The organism is Psychrobacter nivimaris (genome assembly GCF_009812035.1).
Lineage (GTDB): Bacteria > Pseudomonadota > Gammaproteobacteria > Pseudomonadales > Moraxellaceae > Psychrobacter > Psychrobacter nivimaris.
On sequence record NZ_VZIZ01000014.1, the window covers coordinates 106,632 to 127,990 of the forward strand.

A 21,359-nucleotide genomic window follows, 5' to 3' on the forward strand; every position below is an offset into this window, starting at 1 on the left:
TTGATGAATAAACGTAATAAAAAATAGCAAACGCTATGATAGCTTTTTGACTAATACCAAACTGTAAAGATTTTCGTAACCGCCGCCCATACGCACGCCGCGGACAGGCGCCGTATCTAGATAGTCTCGCCCAATCGCCACATACACATGTGAGTTTGGGGTAAATGCTTGATTTGAGATATCAAAAGTATACCAGTAACCATCCAGCCAAACCTCAGCCCATGCGTGACTGGCCATGTGATTTTCGGTATCGTCATACAAATAACCGGACACATAACGCGCTGGAATCTGTTGATCGCGCAAGATACCTAAAAATACATGCGTATGGTCTTGGCACACACCGGCACTTGTCGCAAACGCCTCAGCAGCGGTCGTGCCCACATGCGTGACGTCTTTAACAAAAGGCATTTTCATAATAAGGGCACTTGCCATCGCCTTTAGGCTGTCATGAGTGGGCGTTTTTAGATATGGTGCTGCAAATTCTCGCATCTCTTGTGAGCATTTGGTCAACGGGGTTTGTACGGTAAATAGCAGGTAGGGGACATGATCCATATCCTCTAAACGTTCGGTTTCGGTGTTGATCTCAACGATACCCGACGCCTGCATTTGTAAGTTGTTATGTGCCTCGTTACGACTGAGCGTGAGCCATGCATTACCAAAGCCGTCCTTTTGGTTGGTCGCCACTTTAGGCAGCATGACATCCCATTTATGAATGGTCTGATGCGGCATTTGCATGGGGGTCATGCGTATATACTGTACACTGCGCTGCGCTAGCTCATCGTAATAATAGTTGGTTTGGTGACTGATTTGAAGTTTCATGGCATTTTCCTTATAGCATCTTTCTACTTTCTGTTTATTCCATATGTCTCATGAGCCATTGCTATTGGTTTTTGGCTAGACACCTTCTATACACCTTGACGCAATATGAGATTGAACTCCTTCCTAATCAGCGCAAAATCACTAAATTTCTTTGACCTGATCATTTGGTTGGTCAAGCGGATAAGCTCACGCCAGCGCGTGTTCTCCGGCAACTCATTAATCCAATGTCTGAATTCAAAACTGATCTCTGTTGAATCCTCTCCCAACAAAACGGCACGCTCAAGCTGCTCAAAATGACGCCCTAATTGCCAGAAGCAAGTCACTGTCGGATTCTCTTGTTTCATTGCAGCGTTACACGCGTGTAGCTGCAAGGTCGCCGCTCGATACGTGCCAGCACTCGATAGACGCTTGATCAAGTTGTATAACTCAGCAGTATCTTTACCAATGACACCTTTGGCCTCTTGGACATTATCCTCAATCGATTGCACGATATTGGGTATGATGTTTTGTTCCAAATCAGCCATCATTTGTGCTTTCATGGTGGTCAGTGACACTTCACCATCAACGGCAAACCCTAAATGACTAATTAGATGTCTGATCTGTGATTTTTTGAGATCGCCTTTGATGAGTTGTTTCATAACATCGTCGTAGTAATATAGACGCTCACTATATCGGCCTAGCCATATCAAGTGACTGGCGGTAGAGAGTAGCAGTATCATGGGCGCATCATCTAAACTCTCGTAACCTGTTTCTAAGGGTTGAACGCGATCATAGTAGTTTGCGTGCCCTGAAGAGTTGACACCTATTGATGATAAAGGCGAGCACTTGTCGGTTTGCTGGCTGTCTAAATCACTGTCATCAATAATCCAAGTGTCCTTGATACCGCCGCCTTGTGATGAATTGACGACCAAAGACCCTTCAACCATGGCCACTCGTGTCAGACCACCGGGTACAATATCTACTGTGCCATCACCATGACTGAGGATAAAGGGACGCAAGTCAATATGACGCGGTGCGATACCATCGCTTACGGCAGTAGGATTGGTAGATAATGAGATAGTCGGTTGAGCAATAAAGCCGGCTGGGTTTTCAAGCAGACGCAGGCGATATTCTTCGATTTCTTTTTTGGTTGATGTTGGACCAATAAGCATCCCATAGCCGCCTGAGCCTTGCGTTTCTTTTACCACCAGCTTGTCCAGATTATCAAGCACATATTTGAGATCATCAGGCTTACGGCACTGGTATGTCTCGATATTAGGTAGGATAGGCTCTTCATTTAAATAGAATTTAATCATATCTGGTACAAAAGGATATAAACTCTTATCATCGGCCACGCCCGTACCTGGGGCGTTAACAATCACCACGTTGCCAGCGCGATAAGCACTCATTAGCCCTGATACACCCAATATGGAATCAGATTTAAAGGCTAACGGATCAATATAGGGATCATCAATGCGGCGGTAGATCACATCGACTTGTACCTTGCCACGAATACCTTGCATATAGACTTTGCTGTCCTCAACGACCAAATCATAACCATGAACGAGTGGTACATTCATCTCATGCGCTAAAAAAGCATGCTCATAATAGGCACTATTAAAGCGACCTGGCGTTAAAATGACGACTTGCGGATCATATTTGGATGTTGAGCTGGCAAGACAGGCTTTGAGACGGTTGGGATAATCACTGATGCCCATGATAGGCGTTTCAGTAAATATATCAGCTAAGAGCGTCTCTGATATATTGCGGCTCTCAAGCATATATGAGACGCCTGACGGGGTACGCAGGTTATCCTCTAACACACAAAATTTACCTGTCTCGTCTCGAATCAAATCAATACCGCTGATGTGCGAATAGATAGGCTTGTCGAGCTCAATGCCCATCATCCATGGCTCATAGCAGCCACTGGCATAGACGTAGCTGGCAGGGACAATATCTGCCTTCATGATGGCTTGGTCATGGTAGATATCATGTAAGAATGCATTGAGAGCCGTGATACGCTGTTTACAGCCTGCTTCTATTTGTTTCCATTCGCTCGCGGCAATAATGCGTGGAATGATATCAAACGGAATCATACGCTCGATGTTTTTGGCGTCGCTATAGACGGTAAAGGTAACCCCTTTACGATAAAAGATATTTTCGGCTTGTTCGTTTAGATAATTAAGGGCATCCATGTTGATGTTATCAAGCCAACGGCCAACAGCTTGTGCCACTGGGCGATACTGACCTTTACTCGTTTGGAGTTCATCAAAACTTGGTGCGCGTGATAGGGAAGTGTCTGTTGAGTTACTGTCTGCTGACTTATTTTGTGATTGACTCTGCGACTGGCTTTGCGATTGCTCTGAAGTGTTGTCCTTGTCTGTTAGACTGGCTTCAGGGGTAGTCGTATCCTCATTTGTATTTTTATTCTGACTTTGGTCTTTGATTTGACCTATTGACTGCTCTTCTTGAGGTTGATTTTGGCTCTGACCTTGACTCTGGGATTGAGATGATTTTTTATTCATAAGTACCTCACGTATCCTTGGTAAAGTTATACTTTATGATGAATACACTGTCTATGCTAAGTAGAGTAGCACTGGTACTGCGCCCAACAGGTAGTCTATCTCCTGTATGAACTATACAACGGTTACTGAGCAATATACAACAAGAGTTAAATAATAGATTTTTAAAAACTTGAACCTAATTCCAATAAGTTTAACTCAATAGAAACAGTAGGAGAGAAGACATGAAGCTACGTGGTAGGTTCTTAATGCTGGCAGGTATAGGGTTGTCAGCGACTATCAGTGTGACTGGCTGTGGTAGCGAACCGACACAGACGGCCTTGCCCGCTGGTAGCACAGTGGTCGCACTTGGTGACTCTCTAACCTATGGTTACGGCGCAAATCCTAAAACAGCGTATCCTACGGTGCTAGCAGAGCTAAGCAAATGGAACGTCGTTAATGCAGGCGTCAATGGTGACACTTCTGCAGATGTGCTTACTCGCGTGAATGAGATTACTGAGCAAAACCCTGATTTGGTCTTACTGGGTGTGGGTGGTAATGATGTATTGCAGCGCATTTCTCCTGATACGACGCGGGCTAATATCATCGCGACTATAGACACTTTGCAATCCAACAATATTGATGTTGTCCTAATCGCTGAGCCGTATTTCAGTACTAGTGCTTTGTTTGGAAAGGTAAGTGATAATCCACTGTATGAAGATATTGCGGAAACTGAAGGCATACCTCTGTATTCTGATGGCTGGTCCACTGTACTGTCAGATGATGCATTGAAATCTGATAAAATTCATGCCAATGCGGCAGGCTACAGACAGTTCGCTGAAGGGTTGCATGGTTATTTAAAAGAGGAAGGTTGGGTACATTAAACCGCGAATATTAACCTCGAAAACGGTCAGTAGGGCGTATGCGTTTGGCATCTAGAATACAATACGGAAAAAGCAGAGTGCCTAGTCAATAGGCGCTCTGCTTTTTTATTAATGACGAATAAACAATTTCTATAGTCAGGCTTTTATAGCCTAGCCATTCTAATCACCCATGACTACTACCAAACCTTCATCAGCAGCTATTTTACCTTCGCAGATATCTTTATAAACCTCCAGTAAGCCATTGACTCCATCAAGCTCTTGAATCTTTAACCACGCACTAGTTTTTGCGGTGCTATTCATGATGTATTGCATAGAGCGTTTATTAAACTCTTCAGGACCCCATTCTTTCATACGTTGCTGTACATGACTGGGCGCAAAAAACTGTTGGCTACGTTCTTGAATGATACCTTCGGCATGACGTGGCTCGTCCCAGTGCGTAAGACCGACATTGCTGGTGTAGCGCATGTTATCGCCTAAGTGTCTATGTAGACGGCTAAGCACGTCAGTATTGGCCGACATATCGACAATAACTGTCGGCTTAGTTGCATCAATTTGCTCAAGGGTGTCATAGCTAAGCACACTGTCATAAGCGTCAATTGACTTAACAAAATCTATATGACGGTTTGAGGTGAGGCCGATAATGTGCGGTGCGTCTTTATCATCAGTGAGGCCATAGGCTAGGCCGATACTGGTTTTACTAGAGGCACTGATAATCACCACTTGCTCTGCACCAAACCAGTCATTACTATTCAGTAGGTCATGTAAGCAAAATGAGGTTAGGTGCAATACGAACAACAGCATGCGCTGATCGTCATGAGCGCGGTCATAGCCTCGTTCATGATTGACGCGCTGATATAAATTATAGCCAGGCGGCAGCTCGGCACGATGGGCACTACCATCCAGCAGGCTGCTCTGCGTGACTCGCTTGGGTGTTACGATTAATTCATTGGCGGGCGGGAAGTAACCAAATAAGCGCTCACCGACAGGTAGTGCATCACTATTTGATTCGATCACATCGCCAAAACCCCAGACTGGAATAATACCCCATTTCTCAGGCTCGTCACCATTTGGCGGAAAAAACTGCCAATAGCGTAATTGGTCACCCATGACTGCATAAGTAATATTATTCGCAGTAAAAGCAAAGCGATCAACTTTGACACGTACTTCACCATCGCCTAGGGTATGTACAGGCGTCTCTTGCAGGCGAGCTTGGGTTAGGTTTGCTTTATTGGTCTGAAATTCTTGCATGGTTATTTCCTTTTTTATTTTATAGTTATCGGATTAAGTATTAGCAGTTTTGGCTTGACGCGCTGCCGTAATTTGCATGATTTCACCCATGAGCTTGGGCATGTTTGCAGCGGCTTTTGGTCCTGCTTCTTTTAGACGTTTAAGGATAGCTAACTCTTCAGGTGGTGTACCTTCGCTGGCTCGTACCAATTTGGTGAAGCCATCTAATCGATTGTTAATCATCCATTCACGTAGCGCAGGCTCTTTTGACCAACGCATTTGATTCTGCATTTGTTTAACAAGCCCAACCAAAAAGTCCGTATCATGATTTGGGATTGGCACCACTTGGCATAACTCATTTTTGACAGTTTCGTCATCATAATTGGCTTCAATGTGGGCGATAAATGCCGCACTGAACACAGGCTGATAGGTACGTACGGTTTGCACCACCACGGTATCACCTTTGAACACATCGTACGTCTCTGTCACTGGTACTGCCCGTGCAGAGCAGTCGATATGCATGGTGTTGGGAGTGGTAGAAATGCTGTCCTCACCAAAATGAATCTTGTCAGTATCTAAGCGAGTCACGCGCCCTTTACGCACAATGTTTTTAACACGGCGTAACTGCTTAAGCTCTTCACTGCTAATGGTAGCGCCATGGAACATTTGCGGGCGTACATTTGGATCAATACGCATTAATACGCCGCCTTTTTCTAATCGATTAAACAGGTCTTCGATGTTTTCAGCTTCAGCAATCGCTTCTGCTTGAGTAGCCTGCGCCCCTATAGTATGGGTGAAAAAATCACGAGAGGGTTGGGTGTTTTTACGATCGATCAGCCAAGCATCTCTTGGCATAATCCACGTGATATGGTCTGGATCAATTTGGTTTTCTAGTAGCCATAAAACCGCATCAATACCTGTTTTTCCACCGCCTATAATGACGTAACCATCACGGGATTTGGTTAGACTCGGCAAGTCATTTAGCGGGCCAAACTTAACACCTTCAGCAATCTCAAAGTTTGGGGTATGGGTTGCTGGTACTGAAGTTTTGAAATAAGTACCATCAATGATTTTCTTATTGACCTCAACCTCATAGCTGGTATCAGACAGTAATGATGAAAACTTACCGTCGCCTTTGTAGTCACACATCGGGAAGTATTTCACGCGGCCACTTGGTAAAAATGTGTGCTTCATGACTTTATCAAAGTAGGCCATGATTTCTGCCCCTGATGCTAGCTCAGACAAGCCTTTGTTTAAGCCAATCTCGTCTACCATACCGCCGCAAAGCTCACGTGAGCTAACGCCATAAAAAGATGACGGCTGATGTAAGGTGACAAACGAATAGGCATCGTTCCAATGACCACCTGGCTTATGATGTTTATCGACGATAATAATATTAGCATCTGTTTCTGTGAGCAGCACATCGGCAAAAGCCATGCCCACCGCGCCACTACCAATGATTAGATAATCCGTTTCTAGCTGTTGAATACTCATAGTGTCCTTACTCTAAGTTGAGTTACTATCAACACAATCAATTCATAATTGTTTGTGTATAACAGTGTTATATACTAGAATAACACTGTTATAATTGTCAAGACATAGTGAGAATCTAATGGGTGCCAGAACCAAAATACTAAACGCCGCATCTGAGCTTTTCTTAGAAGGGGGTGGGGACGCCTTGAGTGTACGCGCTATATCCAAGCGGGCAGGACTGTCCACCATCGGTATATACAGTCACTTCCAAGGTAAGCAAGGCATACTAGATGCGCTGTACATAGAAGGATTTAACCTAGTCCGTGAAGCTATGGATGTCATTCCAGAAGGCAAGGCAAGCAAAGAGCAAGTGCTAGAGGCGTGCCTAGGGTATCTCAATGTAGGCGAGAAATATGAAGCACACTATCGTCTGATTTTTGGGGAGTCTGATGCAGGATATCAGCCCTCAATCGAGGCCATTGCAGCAAGAGACAGCGCGTTTTCGAAGTTGGTTCGGGTGGCAGGTTCTTATTTATCAGAAGAGGCTAGCGTGACGCAACGTCGGCAAATAGCGTTAGATATCTGGGCAATCGTACATGGGTACGTCAGTATCAGTCACCACATGGTGTTTACCGATGATATAAATTTGGACTGGAAATCAATGGCGCTACGAGTGGTAGAAGTGCAGTTAGATGCCATTGACCTAACCAAAGCTAAGCCTTAACAAAGCCTTCCCGAACAACCCAGTAAATCAGCAGTATGAAGGTGGCAATGAATATTAAACAGCGATTCGTAAGTATTGCTCATGGATAGGTAACTACATAGGTACATAGTGTTTAAATAATCCATCGCTTTACTTAAAAATCAAATAAGCAAACATATGTCTTTTATCTTGTAAACTGCATTATTTTAGGTTATTTTTCACTGTTGATTACCGTTCTTTAACCAAGGAGAAGCAGTTTGGATACTAACTTATCACCGCTTAAGATTTCAGTGGTTGCGGCGCTGACACTGCTTACAGGCTCGCAAGTATTTGCAGAGGCCAAGTATGGTGATTATGGGACAGAAACCGCGCTGACGCTTGCCCGTGACTATGCTGGTCGTTATACAGGTTCAGATAAAGAAGTCCAAGCCGCTGATTATATGCAGCAGCGCATGACCATCGATGGCAGTAACAACCAAGTCAATCGTCAAACGTTTGATTTCGTAGCGCCTCGTGGTTTATTCAGAGGTCAGACGTTAACGAGTAATAACGTTGTCGTAACCCAAAAAGGCAGTGCTGACACCAACAGAACGCTATTTGTCGGCGCACATTATGATTCTGCCGTCGCTTATCCAAACTATGAAAATCTAGAAGCGTTAGACGATAATGCTTCTGGGTCTGGCGTCTTAACTGAGTTGACCAAAAATCTGACAGGTATTGAGACAGAGCATGACATTCAGTTTGTGGCATTTGGTGCAGAGGAGGGCGGTCTCAATGGTTCAAAGGCGTTTGTTGATCAGCTCACGGACGCAGAAAAATCAACAGCGTTGGGTATGATTAACCTAGATAGTCTGATTACAGGCGACAAAATGTATGCCAATGCAGGGCGAAATGCTTACGACAATGATGGCGACGAAGTGGCTGCCAATGTAAGTTTGCGTGAAAATGCACTGCGCATCGCTAAAGAGCTTGGTATTACACTGGAAGTCAATCCAGCCATTATTGCACCAGGTGAGACCGAACCCTACGAGCCTTATGGCGTTGGCTGCTGTAGCGATCAGGAATCTTTTGATAGTGTCATGCAGGTCGTCGGATTTGAGGCAACCAACTGGGGCCTTGGGCCTGATTATGATGGTTACACGCAAACTGAAAACCCGGATATTCCAGGTGGCTATACGTGGCATAACCCTGCATTAGATAACGAAGAAGTGCTTACTGCGGCCTTTGGTGAAGAGCGCATAGCACAAAGAATGCGTGACTACTCTCGTATCATCAGCAGATTGATTGTGGAGCAAACCAATGCTGATATCATTGCATCAACCAAAAGTGCGCTCAATCTTCAAAATACAATGGGCACTGCGTTAAAAAATAATGCTACCGACTCGCACTCAGCGGTGCTTGAGCGCGCCAATGCTTTAGCATTACATACTCTCGATGATGCGCAGCTTTTTGATACCGAGTCGCGTACTCAGGTTTGGGTAGATGGCTCCCAAAGCTACGTGGATGCTGATGAGGTGCAAGAGGGCATTCGCGCCAATATTGGTCTATATGGCGAATATATGGTACAGCCGAGCTGGCGTGTTGGTGCAGGTGTGCAAGCGGCCAATCAAAACAATAACACCGTAGAAAACGGTATTAAAAAAGATACGAGCTATGGCATTCAAGCCTATTCGTTACTGGGCGGAAAAGACACGGCTTGGTGGAACACCACGTCTCTAAGTCTGTCTAAGCACGATTTAGATGTCAATAGAACGGTAAAACTAGATGGTAATGACGGCATAAACATTATCAACAATAGCGAACGCGGTGATGCGGATGCCGATGTGTTTAGCGCATACAATGAGCTTGGCTATAATTTCCTTATCAAGAAAAACGTCGCGCATGGTGCATTTTTGGGTCTGAATTACAGTGATACAGATATAGATGGTTATACCAGTGGTAATGCAAACTCTCGCACTGCGTTAAAGGTTGATAGCACCTCTAGCGAGGCATGGGATTCAGAGCTTGGTTACCAGTTACAATATGGCTTTGATTTGATGGGCACGCCTGCCAAACTTCAAAGCAAAATCGCTTACGTGCATGTTATCGACGATGGTTTAACCGATAGTTTATCGACAACGTCTTTAGCTGACGGTCAAACAAGAGAGGTTAGTATCACTCAAGTAGATAAAGATGACGACTATGGACGTTTTGAGCTGAGTGTGAGTAACAAGGTTCATAAAAACGTTTATGCGTATCTGAATGGCGATACAACCTTTGCGCGTGACGATAAAGACAGCTCAGTGCAACTAGGCTTGCAATATCAATTTTAAATCTTGATGTGTGAATGTCAGACTGCGCTGCTCAATAATTCATTTATGAGCAGCGTTTTTTGCTTATGCATGTCAATATATTACTTATAAGGGCGTATTACTGATTGCCGCTACAGTAACCAGATTCAGTAATACCAATATGTGCAAAATACTAAAAGAATAGGGGTAGCGTATATGTTTGGCATCATAAAAGACTGGCGTGAACAGCGCATACTAGATAATAGCGAGTTTACCCATGCCGATTGGATGCATGCGGCTGAGCGTATCGTGATACTCGATAGATTAAGTGTTGACGAGATAACGCATTTATTCGAGCTCGCGACATTGTTTTTAGCTGAGAAATCCATCACAGGCGCGCAAGGGTTTGAAATTACCGATACTGTCAGACAGTCTATCGCACTACAAGCGTGCCTGCCAATATTAAACCTAAGTCTCGATTGGTATGCTGGTTGGTCATCCATCATCATTTATCCTGGCTCGTACAAGAGTGACAGCACCACGGTAGATGAGTTTGGTATCGTTCACGAAGGCACTCAGCACCGTAGCGGAGAAGCATGGCTGCGAGGGCCTGTTATTCTTTCATGGAAAGATGCCAAGCACTCAGGCGAACGTGATGGTAATAATGTTGTTATTCATGAGTTCGTACATAAACTCGATATGATGAACGGTCGCGCCAATGGTTTTCCACCGATGCAACCTGATATGGATCCTGCAAACTGGACACAAATTATGAGCCGCGATTTTGAAGATTTTCAAACACATCGCAAGTCAGGGCTTGATCGTTATGGCGCAACCAATCCTGCAGAATTTTTTGCCGTCCTCAGTGAAGTGTTTTTTGAAACGCCACAAAAGCTGGTTGATGCTTATCCGGATATTTATCAGATTATGGTGAAATTCTTTCGTCAGACGCCGCTATAAATGATATTTATAGAGATGGTGATAGTAAGCTGTATTCAAGACAGCATAAGCATATTGGAATTGGGGAAGCTGAGGTGACTAACACTATAAGTGATAATGTGGCAAAAGTAGAAATCTATGAAAGTGCTGATGGAAAGGCGCAAGTGGATGTACGTTTTGAGCAAGAGATTGTCTGGCTGTTATAAGCACAAATGACTGAGTTGTTTGGTCGTGATCAATCAGTAATTTCTCGTCATATCGCCAATGCCATAAAAGATGAAGAAATCGCTGAAAAAAGCAATATACAAAAAATGCATATTGCAAATTCAAACCGTCCGGTGATTTTTTATGACTTAGATGTGGTTATATAAGTAGGCTAACGAATCAAATCTCCTCAAGGCGTGCAATTTAGGCGTTGGGCAACGCAGCGACTACGTGAATACTTAGTACAAGGCTATACGCTCAATCAACAGCGCTTCTACAAAAACTCAAGCGAGCTACAACAAGCGCTAAAATTAATCAAAAAAACCGCACAAAGTCCCGAGCTTAGAACTGACAAAGCTTGTCATCAAAAACTATACCAAAGACCATGTAGTACAAGCTGCTATATATATTCTCGAATACATATAGCATTTATAAGCAAATAGAGTAGGCTGCCAATTTAAACAAGTCTTATAAAAGTTGTCGGGCAATCTTTCTCTACATCTTAAACCGTCCATTGGTCATTAATAATGGCCACCAGGTAACGCTTGCCTTGATACTCATCAAATACTAAGCGCAGTACCCGCCAGTCCATACCATCATACTCATCCGTGCCTTTATAATAAAACTCTACAACGTCTGACGCTGGGTATATTTCTTTTAAATTATTGATAGAATTACCATTATTTTTGAATTCATTGACATTGATACTAGCATTGTTGAAATTTTTACCATCCACCCAAGCACCTAAATAAGTAGGTAACGGCATGACCTGAAGATCGCCAGTACCGTCTTTTTCGCCCCAAGTAAATTGAATGTTGGACTGCTGTAAATACTGTGCAAATTGCCCGCGGCTAAAGACTTTATCTGACTCAGGCCGTACATAAGCGTACATCGAAAAACGAACACCACGTGTTGGATGGATGTCATTAGTGATTCTAGAAAAGTCCTTATTTGCCAGTGCGCGCTGTATACGTAACGCTTGCTGCCTGAGGGTTTGCTGACTGATATCAGCATTACTAGGTGTTGATGAGCTACTGGTTGGCTGAGATACAATAGCTTCGCTGGACTCAGAAGCAGACTGACAACCCGTCGCAGCTAGCGTAAATAATAGAAGGCTGCTAGAGGCTAATGTCGCAGATTTTTCCTTAAAAAAAGCAGGTAATGTCATCATAAAATCATCCTTAGCACAGTTATTAGCGAAAGAAACATCACTATAAATTGTCATGGGAACCAGTAAAAAATACCACAAAAGCGCTATGTAATAGATATTTTGGTAAGTAAACCTGAATGATACGATAATACAGCAGAGTCCGAATATAGGTATGATGTAATAGTCGGTAACACTTATGGGACAAAAGCTCGCAGAGAATAAGATGCCAACATATAAATCGCTGACATTACTATTGACCATAGGACTGATGACTGTCGGTCACGCTATAGCGGATGTATCAACAGTAGATCAGAAACAAAATGCCATGGCTGATATAAAGATTGCGACCATCACGAAAATGTACCAACAAGATATTGATGATCAAGGTATGAGTAATCCTGTCGTGCTGCAGCAATACGCAGATGCTGACTTGCAAGCAGCGATGCAACTTGAGCAAGAATATTTTGAGAAAACTCAGACGTCCTGCAATATAGATTATGATGTGCTTTGGAGTTCGCAAGATCCTGACTATACGCAAGACAAAAAGTTTTCAATAACTGATCAAGGATTGGTTCAGGTTAGCTTGGCACAAGGTAGCGATGTTTATTATGAGCTGTCATGTGATGACAATGATAAAAATTGCCAAGTTGCAGATGTGGTTTTAGATCAGGATGGTAAAACGTTGCGTCAGCATTTACTTGAAACTTGTCGTTAGTAAAAGTCTATAACTAATATTAAATCCGATCTAAGGCACAAGAATGACATGGTATAAATAGTTTTTCGCCTAACTGCTAAAACCATTGGTTTGTTTTCGCATAATGTATATTATGTTAAATTAAGTCTATTAGGTCGTAGGCTTAAGCCTTACTAACTATAGAATCATGACGATCATGCGTTTCTAATACTGCTAGGTATAAACATACTACCAAACTATTTAGCTCTCACCGACTAACTCTGTCCTGTTAATTCAACCGAATCTTTTGGATCATAGCTCACATCTGTTAAGGTTTATTCTTCATAGTTTTCATGGATGCGCATTTCATCAGTCAATTTTAACTTTTGCTAAATGGTAAAACTTGAACTCACTCTATAACTGGTTATCAATGCTCTATGCTTCGCTAAAATACTAATGGCTATGTCCAAATGTGTTATTAGCTTTGTATTCGATATCATCATGGCTATTCATCTGCGATATTTTATTTAGCACCTATGTCCGCTAATGAAATCTTTGATATAGCTATGCTAGAAGCCTATTTTCGATAACCATCATTTGTATGGTTTGATATCCTCTAGTATTGCCAAAATAGATTAAATTGCAAAAAATCAGCCAAACGGTATAACTCCTTCGAATACTTCTAATTTTATCTAGCCTTCAAACGCTATACCCAAGTCATCACGTATAACCTTTTAAATTTAAATCATAGACAGACTGTTAAATCATTAGAACTGACGCTATTTATTCTTGCAGAGTGATGAATTTTATCTACCTATAAACAGTAGCCCTCTATTTATTGTTACCAAGCTATTTTTAAGATGAATGAGCTATCTATTGATATTTTTTAATATATTTAGCCTGTCGTTATATATTTTCTATAAACCCCTCAAAATTGGTGCATTCTAAATTTGCACAGAACAGTACTATGACCCTGATTTTTATATTCTGTGCGAGTACAGGAGCATGTGTTTTGTAGAGAATATGCTCAACTCCTTGCCGAATCAATCATGGAAACGATAATCGCATTTAACTATGTATCGAAATAACTGGTAGAAATGCCGTGTAACCCATTCAGCGTATGGCCTACTCACTATTTGGCCACTATGCTATAATTATCCCCAAGTGAACCTTGGGGATAATTTAGTGTTAAATTCATTATTATATAAGGTTTTACTAAAACTACTAACGAATACCAGTGTCCATGACAGTGTCCAATACTTCTATATTTTCTGCAGAATAGACTTTTTATAAGTCATCAATCATAAACCTATCATTAACCTTAATTATCATATGACGGATATACATTATGGCTATCGACACTGCAAACGATATCAATAAGCTCGAATGCCGAGACAAAGATTATTCTGTCAGTGTCTCAGGTGTAGCTGGCTTAAGTCTTCGTATTTATCCAAATGGCAAAAAGGAATACTACTTACGTTACTCCCATCCGCATATCGAGGGCAAACGCCCTAGGATGATGTTGGGTAAGATTGAGGATGTCAGTCTCCATGAGGTTAAGTATAAAGCAGACACCATTCTTGATATGGTTGCCAAAGGCTCTGACCCTAAAGCTATCCAGCAAAAAGAGCAAACCAATAAATATACTCACCTAAAAAATGTACCATTTTCTGAGATTGCAAAAGCATGGCGAGAACACAAAACATCGGGTCGCAATCAAAGTAAATCTAAAAAACCGTCATACAGTGAGTCAACCCTTAAGTTCTGGGATTTATGTCTAGGATATATGTGCCAAGAAATTGGTGATTTAAGAATGGACGATATCACCAGTGAGATGATACTGAGTGTGTGTGAGTCTATCCAAAACAATGAAAATCAAGCGACTTTCGTTGGTGCGAGCACTCGGTTATACACTGAAAAAGTATTTTCATTTGCTGTTGCTCGAGGGTTGTGCGATAGAAATGTGGCAATTGATACCCGTGGTGAGCTTGCACCTGCCAATTCAGGCAATCACTTGCCAGCCATCACCAAACCAGATCAGTTTGCGACGCTTCTAAAAGATATGTCTGATTTTAGAGGTGCAAGTAAGATCACATTAGAGGCGATGAACTTATTGCCTTATGTATTTGTGCGTAGTATCGATCTGCGCTCGATGCGTTGGGATGACATCGATTGGGACAATAATACATGGGCATTCTCCCCGACCAAAGGCGAAGGTCGTGACGATATGGTCTCGCACTTAGTTGTTCCCTTGGCCACGCAAGTGATTTCTCGATTACGAAACATTCAGTCAATTACTGGGCATAAGGAATATGTATTTGCGTCGATGCGCGGTTCAAGCAATGCTTATATTAGTAAAGCGACGTTGGTACAGATATTCCACCGGCTTGGATACAAAGACGTGCAATGTGCGCATGGATTTCGAGCATCGGCTAAAACCTTGCTTATGGAACAGTCTGAGCTACGCTATTCTGACATCGTCACAGAATTACAACTGGGTCATCGTATCAAAGACACACATGGCGGGGCTTACAACAGACTTGATGAAATCGATACTAGGGTACAGATGATGCAAGATTGGGCAGATTATATAGATGAGCTTCGGAGTCGTTAGAGAGTTATTTTAGAGTCAAAAACCATATTTTTTTGCACTTATTTATGGCTCTTTGAAATGTATTTTACGGAAGTTCACAGGAGACATGCCAGTAAACTGCTTAAACTGTCGACTAAAGGCGCTATGATCACCGTATCCACAGTTTAAGGAGACTTGAGTTACTGTTAGCTTATGATTCGCTAATAGTCGAATGGCATGCTCTAAGCGCATTTTTTGTACAAACTGAATGGGTGACATATTGAGCACTGCTTTGAAGGTACGCTCCAATTGCGATTGACTAAGATTTGCCAATTTCGCCAATTGACCAATATTAATTTTTTGATCAAGATTGTCTCGTACGTATTGATCTACGCTTGCCAATCGAGCGTGTTTGCGTAATATCCGCTCGTTATCTTCATCAATATCTACTGATATACCTACCATTGCTACAATATGATTTTTTACATCATAGACGGGGATTTTTTGCGTGATACACCATCCCAGCTGTCCTGATGCATAGCTATGAAGTTCTAGTTTATCAATAATCTCCCTGCCTTCCTTTAATACTCTTAAATCCTGATTGAGATAATCCTTGCCTTGAGACTTCAAAAATACTTGCTCTGTAGTCAGTCCTATCAGTGCTTTTTTGTTCTTAAGCCCGCTACGTCTAATGAGCGTTTTACTGACTATTCGATAGCATGCTTGATCATCTTTAACAAAAAACACCACATTTTTCATAGTGTCAAACAAAGGCATCAATAACGATATATTGCCAACAAACTCAGCAAAATTGGCTGGTTGATAAGTCTGTAGATGTTTTGACAGTTGTTTTGTAGGTGTTTCTAATACTAACGGCCGCATCGGTATATTCCCATATAGCATCTCAAGCTTGTCGTTGAGCTTTTCAGGTATTTTAGGGTGCTACACCATATTTATACTCCTAAATATCCTTATAACCTGTGCAGAAATGCGCATTTATTCATATAAAAACATCAAGACTGCTTTTCTGAAAAACGTCATTCTATATTTACGCTTTGTTCATTTATGAATAATGCTAACAGTATATTAACTCACGGATGAATCAGGTAGGCAGTCATGTTTGATACGCTTTTCACTCTTAAGATTATTGATTCGCATACTGGCGGTGAACCTACTCGTATGGTGTATGAAGGATTTCCTGAGCTTAGTGGGCAATCTATTCAAGAAAAACTTCAAGACTTCAAACAGAATTTCGATCATTTACGTCAAAGTATTATCCTAGAACCTCGTGGTAATGACGTGCTTGTCGGAGCGCTTTTGTGCCCGCCTTCTGATCCTCGTGCCACGGCTGGCGTGATCTTCTTTAATAATCATGGCTATTTAGGTATGTGTGGCCATGGCACTATCGGCGTTATTGCATCTCTAGCTTATCAACAAAAGATAACCGCTGGTGATCACTATCTAGAAACAAGCGTAGGCCTAGTTAAAGCAACCTTGCATGATGATGGTAGTTGTAGCGTCCAAAATGTCCCCTCTTATCGCTACCAAAAACAAGTAGAAGTTCAAGTACCCAATATCGGTCCTATCTATGGAGATATTGCTTGGGGTGGTAATTGGTTTTTCTTAGTCAACGATCATAAGCAAGCTATTGAAGCCAATAATGTTGAGGCGCTTACTCAATTTAGCATACAGATTAAGGAAGCACTTCATAAGTCTGGAATTATGGGTGCTAACAATGGCGAAATTGATCATATAGAACTGTTTGGCAAGAGCGATCTCACCGGCACTAACAGCAAAAACTTCGTATTATGCCCTGGATCTGCCTACGATCGCTCTCCTTGTGGTACTGGAACCAGTGCCAAATTGGCTTGCTTAGCCGCCGACAATGTACTCGCACCTGGTGAGACTTGGTATCAGCAAAGCATCATTGGCAGTGTCTTTAGTGCCAGCTATCAGCCTATTGATGTGCTTAGTAATCATAACCCTCTTCATAACCACCCTATCAATACTATTATCCCCACGATCCGAGGGTACGCCTACGTATGTGCAGAGACCTCTCTCATCGTTCAAGACAGCGATCCATTCAAATGGGGTATTTCTTTATAAATACCCGTTTGTATGGCTTCTAGAACGCAACCAATCACTGCTCAGTAAGGTCAGAAAAGCGAGAGTCTCATGGACACACAAGTGTTTGATATACATATTATCGGTGGTGGCATTATCGGGCTATGTGCTGCGGTTACCCTACAGTCTCGCGGGGTAAAAGTTGCGATTTTGGAAGCCGATAAAATCGGTCGCGGTGCAACTTATGGCAACGCAGGTCACATTGCCACTGAACAGGTTTTCCCTATCGCTGATGCCAGTATCTTACGACATGTTCCTGCCATGCTACTCAACCCTGAAGGACCTTTGCGTATAGATTGGCGCTACCTTCCACGCTTAGCACCATGGGCCTTCAAGTTATTACTTAATATGCGTACCGAACCATTTGCACGCAGTCACCAAGCGCTTTTGGCATTAAATGCACAGAGCCTTCAAGCTTGGCAAGATTTTACCAAAGAGTGGCAATTACATTCTTGGGTACAAATACAAGGATCTGTATTAACCGCAGAGACGCCCAACAGCCTAAAAGTGCTGACTGAACACGGCCAACGCTTAAACCGTTTAGGGGTTTCTAACAACCTACTCTCACAATCAGCACTGACAGATCTTGAGCCTGCGTTAAAAGACAATCAATTGGGTGCTTTGTTTTTTCCAGAGACAGGTCATATCACCAATATAGAAGCCATTACCCATAAATTAAGTACTATTTTTAGATCGCTTGGTGGTCAGATTTATGAAAATTGCCGTGTTCTGAGCGCGGAAGTAATAACTGATGGTATTCGTTTGACGACGACACAAAAGCAGCTTCATGCCAGCAAAATTATGCTCGCCGCAGGGGCGCATTCTAAAGCCTTAGCCAAACAGCTAACAGGCGTCTCAGTACCAATGGATACAGAGCGAGGCTATCACCTGATGCTTCCTAACGAAAGTCAGCGTCTTACCATCCCTATTTCTAGCATGGATCGCCGCTTTATTATGACACCAATGGAAAAAGGGCTGCGCTTGGCTGGCACTGTTGAGTATGCAGGACTTGAGGCGCCAGCAAACATGAACCGTGCGAATATGCTGTTGAAACAAGCTCAAGCAATGCTAAAGATCCCACTAGATAGTGACAGCAATACGCAATGGATGGGGTTTAGACCTTCTACAGCAGACTCACTACCTGTCATAGATAGACGTAATTCAGTCTTTTTAAACTTTGGTCATCAGCATCTAGGTCTGACCCAAGCTGTCGTAAGCGCACAGATGATCGCGGCTTTGTATTTTGGCGATACTGCCATGGTAGATCCTACTGCCTATCGTCTAAACCGCTTCAAACGTAAATCTTTTAAATAATAATCGAACATTTTATCTCTATGACAACTCATAGAACCAACAACGTCGCTAATAGCTCATGGCTTACTAACGGCTTTTACTTCCAAATAAGGATATTTATATGAACATTCATGGCGTTTTAGTCCCTATCGTTACTCCTTTCGATGTTAATGGAGATATCGATACTCAAAAGTTAACCGAACTGGTCAATGTATTCGTAGAAAAAGGCGTTACCGGAATCGTAGCTTGCGGTACAACGGGTGAATACTACACGTTCTCGCCTGCAGAGCGTGAACTGGTTTTGACCACTATCGCTGACGCTGCCAAAGGCAAAGTCACTCTAATTGCAGGTATCAACAGTTTATCGACCAATCATTCTATCGAACTTGCTCACCAAGCCAAAAACTTGGGCTACGACGGCTTAATGTTATCAGCCAATCCGTATAGCCTACCAGACCAAGACGGTATTATTGCGCATTTTGAAACCGTCGCTGATGCCACTGACTTACCTATCATTATGTACAATTTTCCAGCACGCGTCGGTGTAAGCATTGAGTTTGAAACCGTCGCGCATTTATCCAAACATCCCAATATTGTAGGTGTCAAAGAAAGCAGCGGCGATTTTAGCCATGCATTACGTATGCTACAGGCTGATTTTGAAAACTTTGAAGTGGTTTGTGGTTGTGACGACCAACCAGTAGATTTCTTCTTTTGGGGTGCTAAGAGCTGGATCGCTGGTGCGGCTAACGTATTTCCAGCAGAACAAGTCGCATTGTTTGAAGCCACAAAAAAAGGCGATTGGAACCATGCTAAGGAGCTGATGACAGCCATGTATCCTGCTATCCACTCTATGGAGTCTGGAAACTATAACCAAAAAGCCAAAGCAGGCTGCATTAACGGGAGCATCAATATTGGGTCAGTACGACTACCTTTGACCGATATGTCAAAAGAAGAGACTCAGTCATTTTTAGCACTTCTGTCTTGATACATCGCACCATTCTTATCATTCCTACCATTGTATAGAAAAGGACAATCTAATGAGTATGACCACAGCGCAAGTCTTCGAACTCGCCAGCAACCAACAGCTTTGGGCAGGCCATTTAATAGATACCACAGCACCAGTATCCGAGACAACACTCCCTAACTACAGCCCTATTGATAATACCTGCATAGGTAGCATTGCTAATGGAAGTCAGCAAGATGTTAATACGGCGGTCGCGGCAGCCCGAGACGCTTTTGAACATGGCGAGTGGCGACGGATGTCTCCTGCAGAGCGCAAAGCTATCATGCAGCGCTGGTGTCAATTGATGCATGAGCATATGGATGAGTTAGCTGCCCTAGATTGCGTCGATGCAGGCAAGCCTATTACAGAATGTCTCAACACTGACCTGCCCGCTACGATTGAAACCTTCGAATGGTACGCCGAAACGGCTGATAAAGTTTTTGGCAAGGTTGCTCCTACTGGCGCAGATGCGCTAGGCCTTGTGGTACAAGAGCCTATCGGTGTAGTGGGTGCAGTACTACCATGGAATTTCCCAGCACAAATGTATGCATGGAAAGTTGCACCCGCATTAATAACTGGCAACTCAGTCATTGTTAAACCGGCTGAATTAACCTCGCTCTCAGCATATCGATTAACACAATTGGCGTACGAGGCTGGCGTGCCAAAGGCGGCGTTGCAGTTAGTCTGTGGGCTTGGGGAAGAAGTAGGTGCGGCACTCGGTCAGCATATGGATGTTGATATGGTTTCTTTTACAGGATCAACCGAAGTCGGTCGACTGTTTCTACAGTACTCTGCACAAAGCAATCTTAAGGAAGTCGTCTTAGAGTGTGGTGGCAAAAGCCCTCAAATCGTCTTTGCAGATGCCATTATCAATGAACAAACCATCGAGCATATTTTATCCGCTGCTTTTTGGAATATGAGCGAAAACTGTAGCTGTGGTTCACGTCTACTTGTCCATTCTAGTCAAAAAGAAGCCTTGTTAACGCTATTAAAAGAAGGTCTTCAGTCTTGGAAGGTTGGTCATCCTTACGATCCTGAGGTCGCTATTGGCCCAATGATCGAAAAAGCGCATTTTGAGAAAGTAATATCGCATCTCAATACTGCCAAAACGGAAGGTGCTCTTTTGATCGCAGGTGGACATATCCACGATGAACTCGGTAGTGGCTGGTATATCGAGCCTACCGTCTTTGATAATGTCAGCCCGGATATGACGCTGTTTAAAGAAGAGGTTTTTGGTCCGCTTTTAGCTGTCACAAGTTTTGAAACCGAAGAGGAAGCTATTCAGCTCGCCAATCAGAGTGATTATGGGCTTGCCGCTTCCTTCTATACACAAAACGTCCATCGCGCATTCCGCGTGGCATCCGCTATTAAAGCTGGTACCGTCTCGATTAATGGTTTCTCTGAGGGCGATATTACGACACCTTTTGGTGGTTATAAACAATCTGGCTTCGGTGGTCGTGACAATGGCTTAGAGGCGTTGTCCCAGTATACCCAAACCAAAACTATCTGGTTGGTGAACTAAAAACTGACATTGTCCGCTATCCA

General features: G+C 42.9%; 17 protein-coding genes and 1 pseudogene. 12 read left to right on the top strand and 6 right to left on the bottom strand.

Annotated features, from left to right (window positions below):
• Positions 1-33 precede the first annotated feature (33 nt).
• Entirely contained in the window at positions 34-819 is a 786-nt protein-coding gene (locus FQV37_RS06375; protein ID WP_160021731.1) for a transglutaminase family protein, read from the bottom strand.
• An 854-nt stretch (positions 820-1,673) separates the two neighbouring features.
• A pseudogene (locus tag FQV37_RS14220) lies at positions 1,674-3,245 on the bottom strand (circularly permuted type 2 ATP-grasp protein); the annotation flags it as partial.
• A gap of 299 nt (positions 3,246-3,544) precedes the next feature.
• Between FQV37_RS14220 and FQV37_RS06385 the strand changes: the two are divergent.
• The gene (locus tag FQV37_RS06385; protein WP_160021733.1) at positions 3,545-4,183 is read left to right on the top strand and encodes a GDSL-type esterase/lipase family protein; all 639 of its coding nucleotides are present in this window, start codon (positions 3,545-3,547) and stop codon (positions 4,181-4,183) included.
• 159 nt (positions 4,184-4,342) lie between these two features.
• Here the strand turns inward: FQV37_RS06385 and FQV37_RS06390 are convergent, their stop codons facing one another.
• The gene (locus tag FQV37_RS06390; RefSeq protein WP_160021734.1) at positions 4,343-5,431 is read right to left on the bottom strand and encodes a DUF2855 family protein; all 1,089 of its coding nucleotides are present in this window, start codon (positions 5,429-5,431) and stop codon (positions 4,343-4,345) included.
• Between the two features lie 33 nt (positions 5,432-5,464).
• Positions 5,465-6,904 carry an NAD(P)-binding protein gene (locus tag FQV37_RS06395; protein ID WP_160021735.1) on the bottom strand — a complete coding sequence of 480 codons (1,440 nt, stop codon included), beginning with the start codon at positions 6,902-6,904 and terminating at the stop codon, positions 5,465-5,467.
• Positions 6,905-7,022: 118 nt separating this feature from the next.
• On the opposite strand from FQV37_RS06395, the gene FQV37_RS06400 reads away from it, so the two are divergent.
• The 5 genes from FQV37_RS06400 (at position 7,023) to rhuM (ending at position 11,442) form a co-directional block, all read left to right on the top strand.
• Complete coding sequence (locus tag FQV37_RS06400; protein WP_160021736.1) at positions 7,023-7,607, top strand: TetR/AcrR family transcriptional regulator; 585 nt, start codon at positions 7,023-7,025, stop codon at positions 7,605-7,607.
• 236 nt (positions 7,608-7,843) lie between these two features.
• Complete coding sequence (locus FQV37_RS06405; RefSeq protein WP_160021737.1) at positions 7,844-9,898, top strand: autotransporter domain-containing protein; 2,055 nt, start codon at positions 7,844-7,846, stop codon at positions 9,896-9,898.
• A gap of 174 nt (positions 9,899-10,072) precedes the next feature.
• On the top strand, positions 10,073-10,816 hold the full coding sequence (locus FQV37_RS06410) for a M90 family metallopeptidase (RefSeq protein WP_160021738.1): 744 nt from the start codon (positions 10,073-10,075) through the stop codon (positions 10,814-10,816).
• A 191-nt stretch (positions 10,817-11,007) separates the two neighbouring features.
• Positions 11,008-11,166 carry a virulence RhuM family protein gene (locus tag FQV37_RS14225; RefSeq protein ID WP_240990966.1) on the top strand — a complete coding sequence of 53 codons (159 nt, stop codon included), beginning with the start codon at positions 11,008-11,010 and terminating at the stop codon, positions 11,164-11,166.
• 12 nt (positions 11,167-11,178) lie between these two features.
• Positions 11,179-11,442, top strand: a complete 264-nt coding sequence (gene rhuM, locus FQV37_RS14230) for a RhuM family protein (protein WP_277342685.1) — start codon at positions 11,179-11,181, stop codon at positions 11,440-11,442.
• A 59-nt stretch (positions 11,443-11,501) separates the two neighbouring features.
• Here rhuM and FQV37_RS06420 read toward each other — a convergent pair whose 3' ends face one another.
• Positions 11,502-12,170, bottom strand: a complete 669-nt coding sequence (locus FQV37_RS06420; RefSeq protein WP_160021739.1) for a hypothetical protein — start codon at positions 12,168-12,170, stop codon at positions 11,502-11,504.
• A gap of 175 nt (positions 12,171-12,345) precedes the next feature.
• Here FQV37_RS06420 and FQV37_RS06425 point away from each other — a divergent pair, with 175 nt between their 5' ends.
• Positions 12,346-12,864, top strand: coding sequence for a hypothetical protein (locus tag FQV37_RS06425; protein WP_240990968.1), 519 nt, complete (start codon positions 12,346-12,348; stop codon positions 12,862-12,864).
• Between the two features lie 1,306 nt (positions 12,865-14,170).
• Positions 14,171-15,436 carry a tyrosine-type recombinase/integrase gene (locus FQV37_RS06430; protein WP_160021740.1) on the top strand — a complete coding sequence of 422 codons (1,266 nt, stop codon included), beginning with the start codon at positions 14,171-14,173 and terminating at the stop codon, positions 15,434-15,436.
• Positions 15,437-15,478: 42 nt separating this feature from the next.
• Here the strand turns inward: FQV37_RS06430 and FQV37_RS06435 are convergent, their stop codons facing one another.
• On the bottom strand, positions 15,479-16,276 hold the full coding sequence (locus FQV37_RS06435) for a helix-turn-helix domain-containing protein (RefSeq protein ID WP_160021741.1): 798 nt from the start codon (positions 16,274-16,276) through the stop codon (positions 15,479-15,481).
• 234 nt (positions 16,277-16,510) lie between these two features.
• Here FQV37_RS06435 and FQV37_RS06440 point away from each other — a divergent pair, with 234 nt between their 5' ends.
• From FQV37_RS06440 to FQV37_RS06455, 4 genes are all read left to right on the top strand, one after another.
• Positions 16,511-17,500, top strand: coding sequence for a proline racemase family protein (locus FQV37_RS06440; RefSeq protein WP_102078413.1), 990 nt, complete (start codon positions 16,511-16,513; stop codon positions 17,498-17,500).
• A 69-nt stretch (positions 17,501-17,569) separates the two neighbouring features.
• A complete protein-coding gene (locus FQV37_RS06445) occupies positions 17,570-18,832 on the top strand; it encodes an NAD(P)/FAD-dependent oxidoreductase (protein ID WP_160021742.1) in 1,263 nt (420 codons plus the stop codon).
• Positions 18,833-18,932: 100 nt separating this feature from the next.
• Positions 18,933-19,796 (top strand): 4-hydroxy-tetrahydrodipicolinate synthase, encoded by an 864-nt coding sequence (dapA, locus tag FQV37_RS06450; RefSeq protein WP_160021743.1) that lies wholly within the window; start codon positions 18,933-18,935, stop codon positions 19,794-19,796.
• 52 nt (positions 19,797-19,848) lie between these two features.
• Positions 19,849-21,336 carry an aldehyde dehydrogenase gene (locus FQV37_RS06455; RefSeq protein ID WP_160021744.1) on the top strand — a complete coding sequence of 496 codons (1,488 nt, stop codon included), beginning with the start codon at positions 19,849-19,851 and terminating at the stop codon, positions 21,334-21,336.
• Positions 21,337-21,359 lie beyond the last annotated feature (23 nt).

Bases quoted from the DNA above. Each gene is read 5' to 3' on its own strand.
- FQV37_RS06375 (WP_160021731.1), bottom strand. From the start codon at position 819: ATGAAACTTCAAATCAGTCACCAAACCAACTATTATTACGATGAGCTA.
- FQV37_RS06385 (WP_160021733.1), top strand. From the start codon at position 3,545: ATGAAGCTACGTGGTAGGTTCTTAATGCTGGCAGGTATAGGGTTGTCA.
- FQV37_RS06390 (WP_160021734.1), bottom strand. From the start codon at position 5,431: ATGCAAGAATTTCAGACCAATAAAGCAAACCTAACCCAAGCTCGCCTG.
- FQV37_RS06395 (WP_160021735.1), bottom strand. From the start codon at position 6,904: ATGAGTATTCAACAGCTAGAAACGGATTATCTAATCATTGGTAGTGGC.
- FQV37_RS06400 (WP_160021736.1), top strand. From the start codon at position 7,023: ATGGGTGCCAGAACCAAAATACTAAACGCCGCATCTGAGCTTTTCTTA.
- FQV37_RS06410 (WP_160021738.1), top strand. From the start codon at position 10,073: ATGTTTGGCATCATAAAAGACTGGCGTGAACAGCGCATACTAGATAAT.
- FQV37_RS14225 (WP_240990966.1), top strand. From the start codon at position 11,008: ATGACTGAGTTGTTTGGTCGTGATCAATCAGTAATTTCTCGTCATATC.
- FQV37_RS06420 (WP_160021739.1), bottom strand. From the start codon at position 12,170: ATGATGACATTACCTGCTTTTTTTAAGGAAAAATCTGCGACATTAGCC.
- FQV37_RS06425 (WP_240990968.1), top strand. From the start codon at position 12,346: ATGGGACAAAAGCTCGCAGAGAATAAGATGCCAACATATAAATCGCTG.
- FQV37_RS06430 (WP_160021740.1), top strand. From the start codon at position 14,171: ATGGCTATCGACACTGCAAACGATATCAATAAGCTCGAATGCCGAGAC.
- FQV37_RS06435 (WP_160021741.1), bottom strand. From the start codon at position 16,276: ATGCGGCCGTTAGTATTAGAAACACCTACAAAACAACTGTCAAAACAT.
- FQV37_RS06440 (WP_102078413.1), top strand. From the start codon at position 16,511: ATGTTTGATACGCTTTTCACTCTTAAGATTATTGATTCGCATACTGGC.
- FQV37_RS06445 (WP_160021742.1), top strand. From the start codon at position 17,570: ATGGACACACAAGTGTTTGATATACATATTATCGGTGGTGGCATTATC.
- dapA (WP_160021743.1), top strand. From the start codon at position 18,933: ATGAACATTCATGGCGTTTTAGTCCCTATCGTTACTCCTTTCGATGTT.
- FQV37_RS06455 (WP_160021744.1), top strand. From the start codon at position 19,849: ATGAGTATGACCACAGCGCAAGTCTTCGAACTCGCCAGCAACCAACAG.